Here is a 16,786-nt window from a genome sequence, read left to right as displayed (position 1 = left end):
AAGGTGAAAGGAGACCGGGCAATGCTGGCGGGTGTCTGGCCTGCTATCCGGAATTGGGCGACGGAGCGACCTGCGGATGTGGACGACCGGTTGGCCCGTATCCATGTTCTGGCGCGGGTCGGGTTTCCGAACGCGGTGATGGTTCATGCCGCCTTTGTGGTCATCTTCTGGTACCTGGAAATCTGGCCATTGATGATCTTCAACATCTTCAGCGTCGCGCTTTGGGCGGGCGCGACCTGGTGGGTGGTGGTCCACAACGTCCTGCACCGGCCATTGTTCTATCTGTGCCAGTTCGTCGAAGTGCCGGTGCACGGAGTTATTGCGACGATCTACCTTGGGCTTGCGCCCGGGTTCTTCTTTTACCCTCTGCTGACGATCCTGATCACCTCCATCCTGACCTTTGTCAGCCGTCCCCTGCGGGCCGCGTTGTGCGTTGTCTTCATCGTGTCGCTTGCGGCCTGTGGCGCTTATGTCAATGCCGTTGGACCCGTCGCGCCACAATCCGCCACCTTCGATGCGGTCCTTTTCGCGATCAACGCGGTGATGTTTTCCAGCTTGCTGGCCATGCTGTTGGGGGTGTTCGAATGGCTGGAGGAAGTGTCCGAGGCCGAGCTTGTCGAGTCGCGGCGGCGATTGGAGGCGGTCTCGGCGCATCTGGCCAAATATGTCTCGCCGCAGCTGTACCAGGCCATTCTGAGCGGGAAACAGGAAAGCCGCGTGGTGTCGCGGCGCCGCAAGCTGACGGTGTTCTTTTCCGATGTCGTGGGATTCACGGAAACCGCCGAGCGGATGGAATCGGAGGGGTTGACCGAGCTGCTGAACGAGTATCTGACCGAAATGTCGAAGATCGCCCAGGCGCATGGCGCGAATTTCGACAAGTTCATCGGCGATGCGATTGTGCTTTATTTCGGGGATCCCGACACGCTGGGCCCGGAAGGGGACGCGCTGCGGTGCGTCGAGATGGCCTGTGCCATGCAGGAGCGCATGGGAGAGTTGCAGCGACGCTGGAAGGCGAAAGGGCTGGAGCATCCGTTCCGCATCCGCATCGGGATCAACACCGGCTATTGCACGGTGGGCAATTTCGGCAGCGACGAGCGGATGGATTACACCATCATCGGGCGGCAGGTGAACTTGACCGCGCGGCTTCAGGCGGCGGCCGAGCCGGGGCAGATCCTGTTGGCGCACGAGACCTGGGCGCTGGTGAGCGACCGTGTGGCCGCCGAACCCGGCGAGACGGTCACGATGAAAGGGATCGCGCATCCGGTGCGGACCTATCGGGTGGTGACCGGCGTGCCGCATCAGCCCCCGGTGATTGCCTTGGACACGCCGGGGATCAGCCTGCGGCTGGATCCCGGCGGAATGGACGAGGCCGCGCGGGTAGAGGCCGCCGCGACGCTGCGGGCGGCGCTGGGCGCGCTGGAAGAGCGATAGGGGCAGAGGGTTATCGCGCCTGTCGCAATCTGTCGAGCACACGCAAGGAGGCATAGCCGTCGGGCATGATCCCTTGTGACAGTTGATAGTCGCGCACGGCGTTGATGGTGAGCGGGCCGATCTTGGCGTCGATCTTTTGCGTGTCGAACCCGGCGGCGGTCAGCCGTTCCTGCAACTCGATCCGTTCGTCGAAGGTCAGCGCCCGGTCCTGGCGCGGCCAGGCGCCGCGGATCGGTCCGCGGCCCGCGATGCGGTCGGCCAGGTGGCCGACGCCGATCACATAGGCATCGGCGGTGTTGTAGGACTCCAACACCGCGAAATTGTCGAAAATCATGAAGGCCGGGCCAGTGCCGCCGCCGGGCAGCAGGATCGAGGCGGGGCCGTGATCGGGAACCGGTTTACCGTTCACGTCCAGCACGCCCGAGGCCGCCCATTGCGATGGCATCCGCGTCAGCTCGCGCCGGGCGGTGGTGAGGTCGAAGCCTGGCGGCAATATCACCTCGACCCCCCAGGGCTGGCCGGTGACCCAACCATTGGCCTTGAGATAGGCGGCGGTCGAGGCGAGCGCGTCGGTCGGGTCGTCCGACCAGATGTTGCGCCGCCCGTCGCCGTCGAAATCGACCGCATGATCGCGGTAGGAGGTGGGCATGAACTGCGTGTGCCCCATCGCCCCGGCCCAGCTGCCGCGCATGTCGGCCAGCCGCACCTCGCCGGCGTCAAGGATTTGCAGCGCGGTCAGGAACTGTTCCCCGAAGAACTCGGGCCGGCGGGTGTCGAAGGCGAGCGAGGCCAGCGATTGCAGGGTGCTGTCGGATCCGCGCACCAGCCCATAGGCGCTCTCCAGCCCCCAGATGGCGGCGATCACCTGGCGGTCGACACCCCAGCGCGCGTCGATCCGGTCGAACAGGGCGGCGTGACCGGCGACCGCCTTTTTCCCTGCGTCGATGCGGGCCGCGGACACGGCGGTATCGAGGTAGTCCCAGATGGTCTTGGTAAACTCGGCCTGGTTGCGGTCACGGCGGACCACCTCGGCATCATAGCCGAGGTCCGGCAGCGCGGCATCGAGTGTGATCTCGGACACGCCCTGCGCCAGAGCGTGGGTACGGAACCCGGTCAGCCAGAGCTGGAACCGTTCTTCGATCCCGGCAGTGGCAGGCATGGTTGTTACGGGACGGCCGACCGGGCGGACGGAGTTGGCCACCGCCAGCATCAACGGGGTTTCGGCCAATGCAGGAGCGCCGAGGCATAGCGCCAGTGCGAGGGGGAGTTTCTTCATGCCTTGTCCTATCCTGCTGCCCGAGTGTCAGATTAGCGGCAATCCAGGGTCCGACAAAGGGGGCGGGCCAATCCCGCGCGGATCTCTGCTAGCGCGTCGCGCAACACCCGCGCCTGTGGCTCGTCATCGGCGAACCCCGGGGCGGCTGGGTGGCGTCCTCGATCACGACAAGGCCGAAACGGGCCCCTCCGTCGATCTCCGCGCCATGGCCGTGAAGGTTACGGTGGCGAACCGGAGCGCGCCGAGCGGGAGTGGGACGCCATATGCCGCTCGTCAGTGAATTGGGCTGGCCGGAAACCGAGGGTTTCGAGATCGAAGAAACGGGCCGGGCAAGGTGTTTCCCGGCAGCGACGGAGCTGCGCGCTGGATGGGGGTTGAGCAAGAAAACGCGCGCCATGCCTGGAGGAACACGGCGCGCGTCGCTGATGCGACAACCGAGGGAGGCCGGTTTATCGCAAGAGATCCGCCTGCCCGAAAACCGCAGGGGCGGGCGGACCAGAGGTTAGTTGACCGCCTTGGCCTCGACGAATTCGGTCTCGTCGGACGGCTTGACCGAGGCAATCTCGATCCGGCGGGGTTTCAGCGCTTCGGGCACTTCGCGCTTCAGGTCGATGTGCAGCATGCCGTTCTCATGGCTCGCGCCTGTGACGCGCACGTGATCGGCCAGGGTGAACCGGCGTTCAAAGGCGCGGGTGGCGATGCCGCGATGCAGATAGGTGCGGGTCGCGTCGTCGACGGCCTTCCTGGCTGCCACAACGAGGGCGTTTTCCTTCACTTCGACCGACAGGTCGCTGTCGGCAAAACCGGCCACGGCGATCGAGATGCGATAAGCGTCGGCTGCGGTCTTTTCGATATTGTACGGCGGATAGCTCGGCTGGGTCACGTCATTGGACATCACGCGGTCCATCATATCGGCAATCTGGTCGAAACCGATGGTGGCGCGGTGCAGCGGAGCAAAGTCGAAAGTACGCATGGGTCAATCCTCTTCTTCGAGCGATTCGTGATACGTGCCCTCCTTTTCGGACGGGCGGTTTTCCACACCGGACCCCGCTTTGCGGCGATCCGGTACTTTCGAGATGGGAAAGCCTGGTCCGGGTTTCAAGACCCGCCGGGCCGGATGAACCTGGGGCCGGTTCCTGCGCCGCCGGACAGGCCGGAGCCGACCTTGAGTCGCCGGATCTCGGCCTGCGGGGCCGGCGCATCGCGGCGCATCTGGCGCTTGAGGTCCTCGACCGTATCCGGCAAATCCATCCCGAAGCCGACCGGGCGACCGTCAATCACGGTTCCGGCAGAGACCAGTGACAGGATACGGCCCCGCTTGCGCTCGTGGGCCAGAATGGCCGCCCCGGAAGATCCGAAGGTCACGTCGCAATCGAAGGACATCAGCCCCGCTTGACGCCACAGCAATTGACACGAACGCTGGCGCGAGATTGCCCCGGCGCGGCCGCGCCCGTAGGACGAGACGCTGATCTCGGTCCCGCTCAGGTCACCCGAATGCAGGACAAAGGGATCGGCCAGCGCGGTAGGGATCGGTTCGGCAAGCCGCATAAGCGCCACATCGGCGCGGATGCGGTCGGCCGAGGGCGCGGCGTTGGGAATGAAGCCCGCGGGGGTGGCAATCTGAACAACCCGGCGTTCAGCGACGGATTGGCCGTCTCGAAACCCGGCGCGAAAGGTGATTTCGCCCGGTTGGTAATGCGCGCCGGTGCGGGTATCGAAAGCGCAATGCGCCGCTGTCAGGACCATGTCCGGTGCGATCAGCGTTCCGGTACAGAACCCGGTGTCGGCAATGTCGAGCCGCCCGACAGCCTCCCATCCGAACAGGTCGTTCCGTTCGGTCAGACGGCGCAGGCCCGAGTTCTCCGCCGCTGCCGGCAGGGCGAGGCAAAAGGCAAGGAGGAGGGGAAGCAGGCGCCTCATGGCTTGACGAACTTTGCCCCGGAGATGCCGGTGTTTCCGGAGGTGCTGCGGTTGACGCGCGGCAGAGTGCGGGACGCAGGGTTGCGGTCTGCCTCCAACTCGGTCCGGAGCAGTGCCAGCGTGTCTTCGAGCGAGGACCCCAGGGCGACGCGCGCGCCTTCGACCTCGGCCTTGGCCGAAACCACGGACACGATCCGGGGATGGTTGCCTTCGAAGCTGAAGACCGGCGCGCCGGACGAGCCGAAATCGACATCGCAGGACATCACCAGAACCCCTTGCTGGCGCGCCATGATCGGGCAGATGCGTTGCAGCGACGGCGCCTCGGCCCGGTCGTGAGCATAGGACACGACACCGACGGATTCCCCGGTGCGCGGCTGGTGGCCGGTCTCGAACGGGATGACGGTGGTGTTGCGGATCGGTTGCTGCAATTGCAGCAGGGCGACATCGTTGCGCACGCGGTCAGCCGAAACATCCCCGTCGAAACGATAGCCCGGGTGTTCGACCGCGCGGCGCACCGGGCGATAGGCCGAAGCTGCCCCCCGCCGCCAGCCGGCCAGGAACTCGATCCGGGTCGGGTCGATTCGCTGTTTCGTGTGTTTGTCGTAAAGGCAATGCGCAGCGGTCAGGACAAGGTCGGGCGCGATCAGGGCGCCAGTGCAGAACCCGGTGCCGTCGACATCAAGTCGCCCGACCGCCAGCCATTCACGACCGGAGTCGGTGGTTTCCAGGCTTTGCAGTCGCGTTGCCTGCGCCTGTGCAACAACCGGGAGCGCGGCCAGCGCAAGTGTGATGATCCATTTGTACACGTGGCCCTCCTGCAACGGTTGCTGTTCGGGGTACGGGATGCGTGGGGCGAAAATGGGGCGCAGTCGGGGCATCTTGACGAGGTGCACGCCCTGCCGTGGCTTGCGCCGGGCGGCCAAGCTTGGCAGGGTCGCGTCAGGTTTTCGCATGGCGTGACGCGGCGAAGAGAACGAGGGTCCCGAATTGCTTTTGTATCGAGTGGTCAGGCCATGACGTTGTCGGCAGCCCGGTCCTGGCTGGTGCTGGCGGGGCTGGCGCTGGGGGTGACGGTGACCAACGGGTTCGCCCGTTTCGCCTATGGCCTGCTCCTGCCCGCGATGAAGTCGGAGATGCAGTGGAACTATGCCCAGGCGGGCTGGCTGAACACCGCCAATGCGCTGGGGTATATCGCGGGCGCGGTGCTGACCATGGCGATGATCCGGCGCCTGGGGCCGGTGCGCCTGTTCATCACCGGGCTTGTCGCCACCACCCTGGCCCTGCTGGCGACCGGCGCCAATGCGGAATTGTGGTGGCAGACGCTGTGGCGTGTCCTGGCCGGGTTCTTTGGCGCGATGTCCTTTTCCACGGCTGGAACGCTGACCGCCGGCCTGTTTCGGGACAATCCCCGGCGTAACGCGCTGGCGATTGCAATCCTCTTCGGATCGGGCGGGGGGCTGGGCATCGTGCTGGCCGGTGCCGCATTGCCGCTGTTTCTCGATGCCTATGGTCCCGCAGCCTGGCCGGTGGCCTGGTATCTTATCGGCGGTGCAAGCCTTGTGTTCCTGCCGCTCGCCCTGTGGGCGGCCCTGCAACAGCGTGCGCCTGTCCAGAAACAGACTGAACATGCCGCCCTGCCGCTGCGCCGGATGTTGCCCGAGCTGGCGGGCTATGCCGGGTTCGGCCTGGGCTATATCGTCTATCTGACCTTCCTGTCGGCCTGGATGACGGAACAATCGGCCAGCGCGCCCTTCATCGCGCTGGTCTGGGTGATCCTCGGTCTGTGCATCTCGGTCTCGCCCCTGGTGTGGCGTCCTGTGCTGGCACGCCATGCCTCGGGCCTGCCGCTTGCGATGATCCTGACCGGTATCGCGGTCGGTTCCGCGCTGCCGGTGGTTCTGCCCACTGGGTCCGCCCTGCTGATCTCGGCGGTGGTGTTCGGCCTGTCGGTGTTCATGGCCCCCGGCGCGGTCACCAATTTCGCGCGCCAGAACTTGCCGCCTGAAAGTTGGGGCCGGGCGATCAGCCTGTTCACGGTGGTGTTCGCAGTGGCCCAGACGCTGGGTCCCTATGGTGCGGGCCTGGTCGGAGACATGTTCGGCGACATCGGCATCAGCCTGCTGGTCGCCGCCGGCCTGCTACTGACGGGGGCGGTCATCGCGTTGCGTCAGAAACCGCTCTGACTGTTTGACTCCGCGCCTTTCCGGACGGGAAACCGGTATCCACCTTTCCTGGAAATGCTCTAGCGCAGGATCGGCACCTCGGGCGCGCGCTTGCCCGGTGCCGTCAGCGCCGGAGGCTGCGGCCCGCCGGTGGCCCAATCGAGCAGTTCCACCGTGTGCACGATCGGCAGTTCGGTGCCCGAGCCGATCTGCATCATGCAGCCGATATTGCCCGCCGCGATAAGGTCGGGTTTCTTTGCCTCAAGCGTGCGGATCTTGCGCGCCTTGAGCTGGCCCGAGATCTCGGGCTGCATCAGGTTGTAGGTTCCGGCCGAGCCGCAGCACAGGTGGCTGTCGGCGGGTTCGACCACCTTGAAGCCCGCGCGTTTCAGAAGATCCTTGGGATAGGTCTTGATCTTTTGCCCGTGTTGCAGCGAGCAGGCGGCGTGATAGGCCACGGTCAACCCCTTGTCGGCCCCTTGGGGCAGGTCAAGCTGCATCAGCACCTCGCTCACGTCCATGGCAATGGCCGATACCCGGGCGGCCTCGGCCGCCAGCGGCTCGTTGCGGAACATGTGGCCGTAGTCCTTGACCGTGGTGCCGCAGCCGCTGGTGTTGATGACGATCGCGTCGAGCCCGGCACCATCCATCTCGCGTACCCAGGCGCGGATGTTCTTGGCCGCGGTGGCATGGCTTTCGCCCGTGCGCCCCATGTGATGGGTCAGAGCGCCGCAGCATCCCGCGCCCTCGGCCACCACCACCTCGCAGCCCAGCCGGGTCAACAGGCGGATGGTGGCGTCGTTGATATCGGTGTTCAGCGCCTTTTGCGCGCAGCCGGTCATCAGCGCCACCCGCTTTCGACGTGTCCCCACAGGGGCAAAGCTCTGCGGGTCGTCGTTGCGGCTGACGGGCGGGATGTGTTTCGGCGCCATGTCGAGCATCGCGCGCAGCCGCGCATCGGGCATCAAGCCGCGAAACGGGCGGCCGATCCTGGCCCCCAGCAGGGCCAGCCGGAACCGCGTGGGATAGGGCAGGATGCGCGACAGGATCCAGCGCAGCGCCCGGTCGCTGAAGGGGCGGCGGTAATTCTGTTCGATATACTCGCGCGCATGATCGACCAGATGCATGTAATGCACGCCCGAGGGGCAGGTGGTCATGCAGGCCAGGCAGCTCAGGCAGCGGTCGATATGCTTGACCGTCCTGGCATCCGGCACCCGGCTGTTTTCCAGCATGTCCTTGATCAGGTAGATGCGCCCGCGCGGGCTGTCGAGCTCGTCGCCCAGCACCTGATAGGTCGGGCAGGTGGCGGTGCAGAATCCGCAGTGCACGCAAGAGCGCAGGATCTCGTTGGCGCGCTGGATACCGGGGTCGGTCAGCTGTTCGGCGGTGAAATTCGTCTGCATCGCTTACCCCATCAGTCCTGGGTTGAAGAGCCCTTTCGGGTCGAACCGCTGCCGCAATCCGCGCGACAGCGCGGCCACCGGCGCCGGTTCCGGCTGGAACATGCTGCGCTGGTCCCGCTTTCCCCGGATCAACGTGGCATGACCGGAAAACGCTCCCAGACGGGCGCGCAGATCGACGCCTTCGGGCATCAGTGCCCAGATCAGCCCGCCGCCCCAGTCGAACAGCAAGGCCTCCGCCTCGCATCGCGCGGCAAGCTCGGGCGCATCGCCCGGTTTGACGGAAATCCGCCAGACATCGCCCGTGCGGTTGTGGAACGGCGCCACGTCACGAATTGCGGCCCACGGGTCGCTTTCCAGGCGCGTCACCATACCAAACGGCGCCAGCAAGCCGGTCAATGCCGTGGCCCGATAATCGACCGAGGCGGCAAAACCCTCGATCCGCAGCAGCGCCCGGCCAGCTTCCGGATCGTAGGCCGCCCCTGTCACCTCGTAGGGCGACCCAAGGCCCGCCGACAGTGCCTGCACGGCTGTTTCCGCGTCGGGCACCGCCAGGGTCAGGGTGGCCAGTGTCTCTGCTTTGGGCAGGACCTTCAGAGATACTTCGCTGAGCACCCCCAACGTCCCCCAGGACCCGGCCATCAGCTTGACCAGGTCGTAACCGGTGACGTTCTTCATCACCCGGCCGCCATTGCTGATGACCTGTCCCAGCCCGTCGACATATCGCACCCCCAGCAGGAAATCGCGCGCAGCCCCGGCCTGTATCCGGCGCGGGCCCGAGATATTGCCGGCCACCACGCCGCCGATGGTGGGCACGCCCTCTGTCCCCATCAGCCCGCGATGATCCATCGGCTCGAAGGCCAGCCGCTGCCCCTCGGCGGCCAGCGCCGCCTCGATCTCGGCCACGGGCGTTCCGGCCCGGGCGACCAGCGTCAGCGCGCCGGGTTCATAAAGCGTGATGCCGCTCAGGCCCGCTACGTTCACCTCGGCCTGTGGCCCCGGAACCCCGCGCGTGCCGCCGCCCAGGATCCGCACCGGCGCGTCCAGCCCGGCCACGATTTCGGCCAGTTCGGCCTCTGTCTCGGGTCTCATGGTTTCACCTTTTCCAAATACTCCGGGGGAATTGGCCACAGGCCAAGAGGGGGCAGCGCCCCGCTATTCCGCCGCCATCTGCGCCGCGCGCCGGCTTTCCGAGACCGACAGCGGGAACACCTTGGCCGGGTTCAAAAGCCACTGCGGGTCGAACACGTCCTTGACCGCCATCTGCGCCTCAAGATCCGGTGCCGAATACTGGTGCAGCATCAGGTCGCGTTTCTCGATCCCCACCCCATGTTCGCCGGTCAGGCAGCCGCCGGCGTCGACGCACAGCTTGAGGATCTCGGCGCCGAACGCCTCGCATTTCTCCAGATCGCCGGGCTTGTTCGCGTCGAACAGGATCAGCGGGTGCATGTTGCCGTCGCCTGCGTGGAACACGTTGCCCACGTCCAGCCCGTATTCGCGGCTCAACTCGCCGATGCGGCGCAGGACCATCGGCAGCGAGGACACCGGGATGGTGCCATCCAGGCACATGTAATCGTTGATCTGGCCCATGGCGCCAAAGGCGGATTTGCGGCCCAGCCAGATCTTGGCGCTTTCCTCGGCCGACTGGCTTTCGCGCAGTTCCAGCGGGTTGTGCCGGCGGGCGATTTCCAGGATGCGCGACAACTGGTCGTCGATCTCGGCGTCAGAGCCTTCGACCTCGACGATCAGCAGTGCTTCGCATTGCGGGTATCCGGCATGGGCAAAGGCTTCGCAGGCCTCGATGCAGAGCCGGTCCATGAACTCGATGGCAACCGGCAGCACACCGGCCTTGATAATGTCGCTGACGCAGGCGCCCGCGACCTCGTTGCTGTCGAACGCCATCAGCACCGGCCGCGCGCCCTCAGGCTTGCGCAGGATACGCAGGGTCGCCTCGGTGACCACGCCCAGCTGCCCCTCGGACCCGCAGATCACGCCGAGCAGGTCCAGCCCGCCGGGATCCAGATGGGCGCCACCGACCTCGACCACGGTGCCGTCCATCAGCACCATGGTCACACCCAGCAGGTTGTTGGTGGTGACCCCGTATTTCAGGCAATGAGCGCCGCCCGAGTTCATCGCGATGTTCCCCGCGATCGCGCAGGCCAGTTGCGACGAGGGGTCGGGTGCGTAGAAGAAGTCCTCGGCCTCGACCGCGCCGGTGACGCTCAGGTTGGTGCGGCCAGACTGCACCCGGATGATGCGGTTGTCGTAATCGGTTTCCAGTACCTCGTTCATCCGCGCCACGCCCAGGATCACGCTGTCGGCGGTGGGCAGCGCCCCCCCGGCCAGCGAGGTGCCCGAGCCGCGCGGCACCACGGGCACGCCCTCTTCGTGGCAGATTCGCAGCACGTCCGACACTTCCTGCGTGCTGGACGGCAGCACCGCCAGCAGCGGCGGGCAGCGATAGGCGGTCAGCGCATCGCATTCATAGGCGCGGGTCTCGGACAGGTCGTCGATCACCGCGTCCTCGGGCAGAACCTGCCGCAGCCGTTGCACGAGCCGCGGTTTCTTGGCCAGAACGGTCGGGTTTGGGGCGGGCATGTCCATGAGAGATCCTCCGTTTGGTAAGATAATATTACCAATTTATCCGTATGGCAAGACAATCCGGTAAGTCGTACTGTCGCGCCATGACCTGGACCGACCGGATACTTGTTTTTTCACCTTTCGACTACGGCGCTGTGGCGGTCCTGATCTGCTGTTGGCTCTGGATCGGCTGGCGGATCGAGCACCCGTCGCCGGGAAAACCCTCGGTCTCCGCCTTGATGGCCGATTTCCGGCGCGACTGGATGCGCCAGATGGTGACCCGGCAGCCGCGCGTGTTCGATGCGCAACTTGTCTCCATCATGCGTCAGGGAACATCCTTCTTTGCCTCGACGGCGGTGATCGCGGTGGGTGGCGGTCTGGCGCTGATCGGCAATACCGACCGGCTTGCAGGGGTTGCCAGCGATCTGGCGCTGGGCACGGCCCCCGCGCTGGTCTGGGAGATCAAGGTATTGATCGTGCTGCTGTTCCTGTCGAACGCCTTTCTCAAATTCGTGTGGGCGAACCGGCTGTTCGGCTATTGCGCCGTGCTGATGGCGGCGGTTCCGAACGATCCCGAAGACCCGCGCTGTCACCCTCGCGCGGCCCAGGCGGCCGATATCTGCATCACCGCGGCGCGCAGTTTCAACAAGGGGCTGCGGGCCACCTATTTCGCGCTGGCCTCGGTCGCGTGGTTTGCCGGACCGCTGGCGCTGGTCGCATCGGCGCTGGTGACGGTGGTCATTCTCTACCGGCGGGAATTCGCGTCCCATAGCCGCGAGGTTCTGTTGCGGCTGCCGCCGGACGGTGCGCCGCACACGTCATCGTGAAATGTCCCGGCGCGATAGTCCTATAGACTGCGGCGATGCGCAGCCTGTTCCCCTTGCTTCTGCTGGCCTCACCCGTGCTGGCCGACCCCCCGGCGATTGAAACCGTGACCGCGACCCGTGCGGCGGATGGCTGGCGATTCGATGTGACCCTGCGCCACCCCGATACCGGCTGGGACCACTATGCCGATGGTTGGCGCGTGCTGGACATGCTGGGCAATGAAATCGGGATGCGGACCCTGTTGCACCCGCACGAGACGGAACAACCCTTTACCCGGTCGTTGAGCGGCGTGCAGATCGCCGAGGGTACGCGCCAGGTCCGGGTGCAGGCGCGCTGCAACGTCGATGGCTGGGCTGCGGCGATGATGGTCGTGGACCTGCCATGAGCTGAAAAGGAAAAGGGCCGGCAGACCGGCCCCTCTGGTGTCTTCCGATATCCGGATCAGCCGGGCGACATGCCGCGCAGCTTTTCCGAGCGGCGCCGCAGCAGTTCCACCACCGTCAGCAGGGCGATCGAGATGATCACGAGGATCGTGGCCACAGACAGGATGGCCGGGCTGATCTGCTCGCGGATACCGTTCCACATCTGGCGCGGGATCGTTTGCTCGTCGAGCCCGCCGACAAAGAGCACCACCACGACTTCGTCGAACGAGGTGACAAAGGCAAAGAGCGCCCCCGAGATCACGCCGGGCAGGATCAACGGCATCTGCACCCGGAGGAAGGTTGTTACCGGATCCGCGCCGAGGTTCGCGGCCGCGCGGGTCAGGGAATGGTCGAAACCCACCAGCGTCGCGGTCACCGTGATGATGACGAAGGGGATGCCCAGCGTCGCATGCGCCAGGATGATGCCCAGGTAGGGAACTCCCCAATCCTGGATCCGGATCGACGAGTAGAAGAAAAACAGACCCGTGGCGGTGATGATGATCGGCACGATCATCGGCGAGATCAGGATTGCCATGATGGCGCGGCGGCCCGGCATTTCCGAGCGCGACAGGCCCAGTGCTGCGATGGTGCCCAGCGTGGTGGCGAGGACCGTGGAGAAGAAGCCGATGATGATCGAGTTCTTGGTCGCCTGGATCCACTGCGCGTTCGCCCAGGCGTCTGCCCACCACGAACCGTCGCGCGGCGCTTCGGGATCCTGCATGCCAAAGGTCAGCAGCAGGTCATACCAGCGCATCGAATAGCCTTCGGGATCGAACCTGAGCATCTTGTCGCTGAAGGTGAAATAGGGCTCGGCATTAAAGCTGAGCGGAATGATGACCAGGATCGGGGCGATCAGAAAGATGAAGATCGCGACACAGATAACCAGATAGGTGTAGTGCCAGACCCGTTCTAGCGTCGAGGCGTGTTTGGGAAGAGCCATGTCCGGTTACCCCAGCTTCAGGTTGTCGATGCCCACGAGCTTGTCGTAGAGCCAGTAGAGAGCCAGAACGCCAGCCAGCAGCAGGGCGGCCAGAGCGGCGGCCAGCGACCAGTTCAGCGATTTCTGCATGTGGAAGGCGATCAGGTTCGAGATCAGCTGCCCGTCGGCGCCGCCGACCAGGGCGGGCGTGATGTAGTAGCCGACCGCCAGGATGAACACCAAGAGCGCGCCGGCACCGATGCCGGGCACGGTCTGCGGGAAATAGATGCGGCGGAAGGCGGTCCAGCTGGTTGCACCCAGCGATCGCGCGGCCCGCACATAGGACGGATTGATCAGGCGCATGACGGAATAGAGCGGCAGCACCATGAAGGGCAGCAGGATATGCGTCATCGCGATGACGGTGCCTGTGCGGTTGTACATCATCTGCAAACGGTTCTCGTCGCCCAGAAGGCCCATGCCGACCAGCGCGTCGTTCACCACGCCCTGGCTTTGCAGCAGGACCATCCAGCTGGTGGTGCGCACCAGAAGCGAGGTCCAGAAAGGTAGCAGGACCAGGATCATCAGCAGGTTCGAGTGGCGCAGCGGCAGTGTCGCCAGCAGATGCGCGATCGGGTAGGCCAGCACGAAGGTAAGAAAGGTGATCAGCAACGACAGGGTCAGCGTGCGGGTGAAGAGCTTGACATAGACCTGCCGGTTCTCCGGCACCATCACGATATCGCCGCTTGCATTGCGTTCACGGTCGATCGCAGCAAGGTAGAAGTTCAACGTGTAGGACGAGGAAGCGCCGCGCATCGCCTGCCACAGATCGGGATTGCCCCAATCCTTGTCGAGTTCCAGGAGCGCTTCCTTGTAGGGTGGTTCCAGCTTTTCGGCACTGCGAGCAGCCTTGGTGAACATAGAGCGGGAACCGGAGATTTCATAGTTGATCCGGGTGCCGGCCTGACCCGGGGCCTTCAACTCGCGCAGCACCACGAGATCGGCCGCCAGTGCGGCATAGGCCGCCTCGTCCGGCTCGGTGCCGGGCGGGTTGGCATCGAACCACGCGGCAAGGTTGGTCATTATCGGCGTGCGTTCGCCGGTTGTGACATCTTCCTGCCAGGTAAAGCCTTCGTTGTAGACCGACTTGTACAGCATCTGGCCGATCGGGAACACGAAGGTGATGAGGATGAAGGCCAGAAGTGGCAGCACGAGAAGAAAGGCCCGTCGTCTGGCACGGGACTGTGCCCGCAGCAGCGCCGATTTGAGCGGTTTGCCGTCAGCGGTCGTCAGTGGCTGAGCGATGTCGGTCATCTGGCGTCGTCCTGGATATTCGGGAAAGGAGGGGCCGCCCCAATGGGACGGCCCGGTTTTCAGATCAGTTCGCCAGCCAGGCGTTGAAGCGCTCGTTCAGTTCGGCGTCCTTGTCGACCCAGAACTCGAAGTTGTTGACCAGCGCATTCTCGAGGGCTGCTTCCGAAGTGGGCATGTGCGGCGCCATCTCGGTCTTGCCATCCTGGTAGAGGCCGACCAGAGCACCCGAGGATTTGCGCGCCGGGCCGTAGCTGATCCACTTTGCCTGGTCCGCCAGCGCCTGGGTGCTGGTCGAGAAGGCGATGAACTGCATCGCGGCATCTTTGTTCGGCGCGCCCTTCGGTACCACGAAGAGGTCGAAGTCGAGGATCTGGCCGTCCCACAGGATTTCGAAGGGCTGGTTTTCTGCCACGGCGGCGTTGAAGATACGGCCGTTATAGGCGGTCGACATCACGACTTCGCCGTCGGCCAGCAGCTGCGGCGGCTGTGCGCCGGCTTCCCACCAGACGATATCGTCCTTGATGCGGTCGAGAACGGCGAACGCGCGGTCGACGCCCTCGTCGGTGTCGAGCACGTCATAGACTTCGTTCGCCGGCACGCCATCGCCCATCAGGGCCATTTCGAGGGTTGCCTTGGCCGACTTGCGCAGGCCGCGCTTGCCCGGGATCTTGTCAGTGTCGAAGAAATCGGCGATCGAGGTCGGCGCCATCGAGACGTTGGCAGTGTTATAGGCAACCGCAGTCGACCACACGATGTTGGCCACGGCACAATCCTGGATCGCGCCTTCGATGAAGTCTTCGGTCGCGGGCGTTCCATCGGGAGCTGCGGACAGGATGGAGGTGTCGATCTCTTCCAGCAGACCTTCGTCGCAAAGGCGAACGGCGTCCGAGAATTCCACGTCGGCCACGTCGACCGACACGTTGCCGGCCTCGACCTGTGCCTTGATCGGGGTTGCCGGGTTGTCGGCGTCGACCGAGTTCACCTTGATGCCGGTCGCGGCGGTGAAGGGCTTGTGATAGGCTTCAACCTGGCTTTTTGTATAGGATCCGCCCCAGGACATGACGGTGACTTCCTGCGCCGAAACGGCAAATGCCGCCGACGTCAGAGCCGTTGCCAGCAATGCTGTCTTAAGTTTCATGTAGTTCTCCCATGTTGACCATTTAGGTTCGGTTTTCCTGGATCGGCCGAGACGATCACTGCGGCCATATCCGATCGTGATGCCCGCAGTTGGACTGGGGGCTTGCGGCGCTGGTTCAGGCGTCCAGCGCGCGGCAATCTTCGGGCAGCCAGCCGATCTCGATCTGGGCGCCGGGCTCCAGCCGCACCTGATCGGGCGCATTCCGCGTCTTGATGATGAATTCGTCGTTGCCGGCAACCCTGAGGCGGGTGCGGAAGATGTCGCCCATGTAGATGAATTCCAGCACCTCGGCCTTGAGCGTGTGCGCGCCCGGCTTGAGGCGGGATTTGTTGAATTCGACCCGTTCCGGGCGGATCGAAACGCGGGTCCGCTCGCCGGGTTTGCTCACGTTGATCGGCTTGCAGTCAATCAGCTCGCCATCGTCCAGCTGCACGACGGCAATACCATCGCGGATTTCCTTGACCTCGCCTTCGAGCGTGTTGTTCTCGCCAATGAACTGGGCCACGAAACTGTTGGCGGGCTGTTCGTACAATTCGTCGGGCGGGGCCAGTTGCTGGATAACGCCATCGTTGAACACTGCAACGCGGTCCGACATCGTCAGTGCTTCGGTCTGGTCATGGGTCACATAGACCACGGTGATGCCCAGATCGTGCGCAAGACGGGTGATTTCGAACTGCATCTTTTCGCGCAACTGCTTGTCGAGCGCGCCGAGCGGTTCGTCCATCAACACGAGTTCGGGTTCGAACACCAGTGCCCGGGCCAGCGCCACGCGCTGCTGCTGTCCGCCGGAGAGCTGCGCCGGACGACGCCCGCCGAACCGCCCCATCTCGACCATTTCCAAAGCACGCTTGATCTTGGCTTCCCGCTCGGACTTGCCGATCTTGCGTACTTCGAGCGGGAAGGCCAGGTTCTCTGCGATCGTCATGTGGGGGAACAGGGCGTAGTTCTGGAACACCATGCCGATGCCGCGCTTGTGCGGCGGAATGTTGTTGATCGGTTGCCCGTCCAGCTTGATTTCGCCATGGGTCGCGGTTTCGAAACCGGCCAGCATCATCAGGCAGGTGGTCTTGCCCGACCCCGAAGGCCCAAGCATCGTCAGAAACTCGCCCTTGGGCATGGTGAGGTTGAGATCCTTGACGACCAGAGTCTCGCCGTCATAGCTCTTTTGAACGCGTTCGAATTCAACGAACGCGTCGTTGCTGGTGCGTGTGGTCAATGCCAGCTCCCCGTCTAGAACTTGTTTGCGATCTGTGTCGCCATTGCCGTCAGGTTAAGCGCGCATGGTCGGGCGTTGCAACCGAATTGCGACAGTTTGGACACGGTTGCGACGGTTTCACGGGCTGTTGCGTCGAACATTGGCAAAAAAACGGGCCGCCGAAAATCCTGGCGGCCCGGTGATTCA

Annotated in this window: 15 protein-coding genes; 4 read left to right on the top strand and 11 right to left on the bottom strand. The window is 64.6% G+C overall.

Going from position 1 to position 16,786, the window contains the following annotated elements; all coding sequences use genetic code 11:
- The first annotated feature begins 21 nt into the window (after positions 1-21).
- The gene (locus BLT75_RS06095) at positions 22-1,431 is read left to right on the top strand and encodes an adenylate/guanylate cyclase domain-containing protein (RefSeq protein ID WP_218128846.1); all 1,410 of its coding nucleotides are present in this window, start codon (positions 22-24) and stop codon (positions 1,429-1,431) included.
- A gap of 10 nt (positions 1,432-1,441) precedes the next feature.
- Here the strand turns inward: BLT75_RS06095 and BLT75_RS06090 are convergent, their stop codons facing one another.
- From BLT75_RS06090 to BLT75_RS06075, 4 genes are all read right to left on the bottom strand, one after another.
- A complete protein-coding gene (locus tag BLT75_RS06090) occupies positions 1,442-2,707 on the bottom strand; it encodes a lytic murein transglycosylase (RefSeq protein ID WP_093028747.1) in 1,266 nt (421 codons plus the stop codon).
- Positions 2,708-3,209: 502 nt separating this feature from the next.
- Positions 3,210-3,680: an Hsp20 family protein gene (locus BLT75_RS06085; protein ID WP_093028745.1), complete on the bottom strand. Its 471-nt coding sequence runs from the start codon at positions 3,678-3,680 to the stop codon at positions 3,210-3,212.
- Positions 3,681-3,805: 125 nt separating this feature from the next.
- A complete protein-coding gene (locus BLT75_RS06080; RefSeq protein ID WP_093028743.1) occupies positions 3,806-4,627 on the bottom strand; it encodes a trypsin-like serine peptidase in 822 nt (273 codons plus the stop codon).
- Positions 4,624-5,433 (bottom strand): trypsin-like serine peptidase, encoded by an 810-nt coding sequence (locus BLT75_RS06075; protein WP_245706383.1) that lies wholly within the window; start codon positions 5,431-5,433, stop codon positions 4,624-4,626. The genes BLT75_RS06080 and BLT75_RS06075 overlap by 4 nt, the downstream gene beginning before the upstream one ends.
- A 207-nt stretch (positions 5,434-5,640) precedes the next feature.
- Here BLT75_RS06075 and BLT75_RS06070 point away from each other — a divergent pair, with 207 nt between their 5' ends.
- Positions 5,641-6,810 (top strand): YbfB/YjiJ family MFS transporter, encoded by a 1,170-nt coding sequence (locus BLT75_RS06070; RefSeq protein WP_093028741.1) that lies wholly within the window; start codon positions 5,641-5,643, stop codon positions 6,808-6,810.
- 59 nt (positions 6,811-6,869) lie between these two features.
- Here BLT75_RS06070 and glcF read toward each other — a convergent pair whose 3' ends face one another.
- From glcF to BLT75_RS06055, 3 genes are all read right to left on the bottom strand, one after another.
- Entirely contained in the window at positions 6,870-8,192 is a 1,323-nt protein-coding gene (gene glcF / locus BLT75_RS06065) for a glycolate oxidase subunit GlcF (protein WP_093028739.1), read from the bottom strand.
- A gap of 3 nt (positions 8,193-8,195) precedes the next feature.
- On the bottom strand, positions 8,196-9,281 hold the full coding sequence (locus tag BLT75_RS06060; RefSeq protein ID WP_093028737.1) for an FAD-binding protein: 1,086 nt from the start codon (positions 9,279-9,281) through the stop codon (positions 8,196-8,198).
- A gap of 63 nt (positions 9,282-9,344) precedes the next feature.
- The gene (locus BLT75_RS06055) at positions 9,345-10,793 is read right to left on the bottom strand and encodes an FAD-linked oxidase C-terminal domain-containing protein (protein WP_093028735.1); all 1,449 of its coding nucleotides are present in this window, start codon (positions 10,791-10,793) and stop codon (positions 9,345-9,347) included.
- An 80-nt stretch (positions 10,794-10,873) separates the two neighbouring features.
- On the opposite strand from BLT75_RS06055, the gene BLT75_RS06050 reads away from it, so the two are divergent.
- Together BLT75_RS06050 and BLT75_RS06045 are read left to right on the top strand one after the other, a co-directional pair.
- Positions 10,874-11,596, top strand: coding sequence for a DUF599 domain-containing protein (locus BLT75_RS06050; RefSeq protein WP_093028734.1), 723 nt, complete (start codon positions 10,874-10,876; stop codon positions 11,594-11,596).
- Positions 11,597-11,631: 35 nt separating this feature from the next.
- A complete protein-coding gene (locus tag BLT75_RS06045) occupies positions 11,632-11,979 on the top strand; it encodes a hypothetical protein (protein WP_093028732.1) in 348 nt (115 codons plus the stop codon).
- A gap of 56 nt (positions 11,980-12,035) precedes the next feature.
- Here BLT75_RS06045 and BLT75_RS06040 read toward each other — a convergent pair whose 3' ends face one another.
- The 4 genes from BLT75_RS06040 to BLT75_RS06025 form a co-directional block, all read right to left on the bottom strand.
- The gene (locus BLT75_RS06040) at positions 12,036-12,956 is read right to left on the bottom strand and encodes an ABC transporter permease (RefSeq protein ID WP_093028730.1); all 921 of its coding nucleotides are present in this window, start codon (positions 12,954-12,956) and stop codon (positions 12,036-12,038) included.
- 6 nt (positions 12,957-12,962) lie between these two features.
- Positions 12,963-14,246: an ABC transporter permease gene (locus BLT75_RS06035; protein WP_093028728.1), complete on the bottom strand. Its 1,284-nt coding sequence runs from the start codon at positions 14,244-14,246 to the stop codon at positions 12,963-12,965.
- A 64-nt stretch (positions 14,247-14,310) separates the two neighbouring features.
- Positions 14,311-15,384 carry an ABC transporter substrate-binding protein gene (locus BLT75_RS06030; protein ID WP_093028726.1) on the bottom strand — a complete coding sequence of 358 codons (1,074 nt, stop codon included), beginning with the start codon at positions 15,382-15,384 and terminating at the stop codon, positions 14,311-14,313.
- Positions 15,385-15,499: 115 nt separating this feature from the next.
- The gene (locus BLT75_RS06025) at positions 15,500-16,600 is read right to left on the bottom strand and encodes an ABC transporter ATP-binding protein (protein WP_093028724.1); all 1,101 of its coding nucleotides are present in this window, start codon (positions 16,598-16,600) and stop codon (positions 15,500-15,502) included.
- Positions 16,601-16,786: the final 186 nt, after the last annotated feature.

This window comes from Ruegeria marina, from assembly GCF_900101475.1.
GTDB classification, from domain to species: domain Bacteria; phylum Pseudomonadota; class Alphaproteobacteria; order Rhodobacterales; family Rhodobacteraceae; genus Ruegeria_B; species Ruegeria_B marina.
The sequence above is the reverse complement of the archived record's forward strand: the minus strand, read 5'-3'. Positions and strand labels throughout refer to the sequence as shown.

What these genes read in the sequence shown, in the direction of transcription:
- glcF (WP_093028739.1), bottom strand. Translation starts at nt 8,192, where the DNA reads ATGCAGACGAATTTCACCGCCGAACAGCTGACCGACCCCGGTATCCAG.
- BLT75_RS06035 (WP_093028728.1), bottom strand. Translation starts at nt 14,246, where the DNA reads ATGACCGACATCGCTCAGCCACTGACGACCGCTGACGGCAAACCGCTC.
- BLT75_RS06085 (WP_093028745.1), bottom strand. Translation starts at nt 3,680, where the DNA reads ATGCGTACTTTCGACTTTGCTCCGCTGCACCGCGCCACCATCGGTTTC.
- BLT75_RS06070 (WP_093028741.1), top strand. Translation starts at nt 5,641, where the DNA reads ATGACGTTGTCGGCAGCCCGGTCCTGGCTGGTGCTGGCGGGGCTGGCG.
- BLT75_RS06030 (WP_093028726.1), bottom strand. Translation starts at nt 15,384, where the DNA reads ATGAAACTTAAGACAGCATTGCTGGCAACGGCTCTGACGTCGGCGGCA.
- BLT75_RS06090 (WP_093028747.1), bottom strand. Translation starts at nt 2,707, where the DNA reads ATGAAGAAACTCCCCCTCGCACTGGCGCTATGCCTCGGCGCTCCTGCA.
- BLT75_RS06080 (WP_093028743.1), bottom strand. Translation starts at nt 4,627, where the DNA reads ATGAGGCGCCTGCTTCCCCTCCTCCTTGCCTTTTGCCTCGCCCTGCCG.
- BLT75_RS06045 (WP_093028732.1), top strand. Translation starts at nt 11,632, where the DNA reads ATGCGCAGCCTGTTCCCCTTGCTTCTGCTGGCCTCACCCGTGCTGGCC.
- BLT75_RS06050 (WP_093028734.1), top strand. Translation starts at nt 10,874, where the DNA reads ATGACCTGGACCGACCGGATACTTGTTTTTTCACCTTTCGACTACGGC.
- BLT75_RS06040 (WP_093028730.1), bottom strand. Translation starts at nt 12,956, where the DNA reads ATGGCTCTTCCCAAACACGCCTCGACGCTAGAACGGGTCTGGCACTAC.
- BLT75_RS06095 (WP_218128846.1), top strand. Translation starts at nt 22, where the DNA reads ATGCTGGCGGGTGTCTGGCCTGCTATCCGGAATTGGGCGACGGAGCGA.
- BLT75_RS06055 (WP_093028735.1), bottom strand. Translation starts at nt 10,793, where the DNA reads ATGGACATGCCCGCCCCAAACCCGACCGTTCTGGCCAAGAAACCGCGG.
- BLT75_RS06060 (WP_093028737.1), bottom strand. Translation starts at nt 9,281, where the DNA reads ATGAGACCCGAGACAGAGGCCGAACTGGCCGAAATCGTGGCCGGGCTG.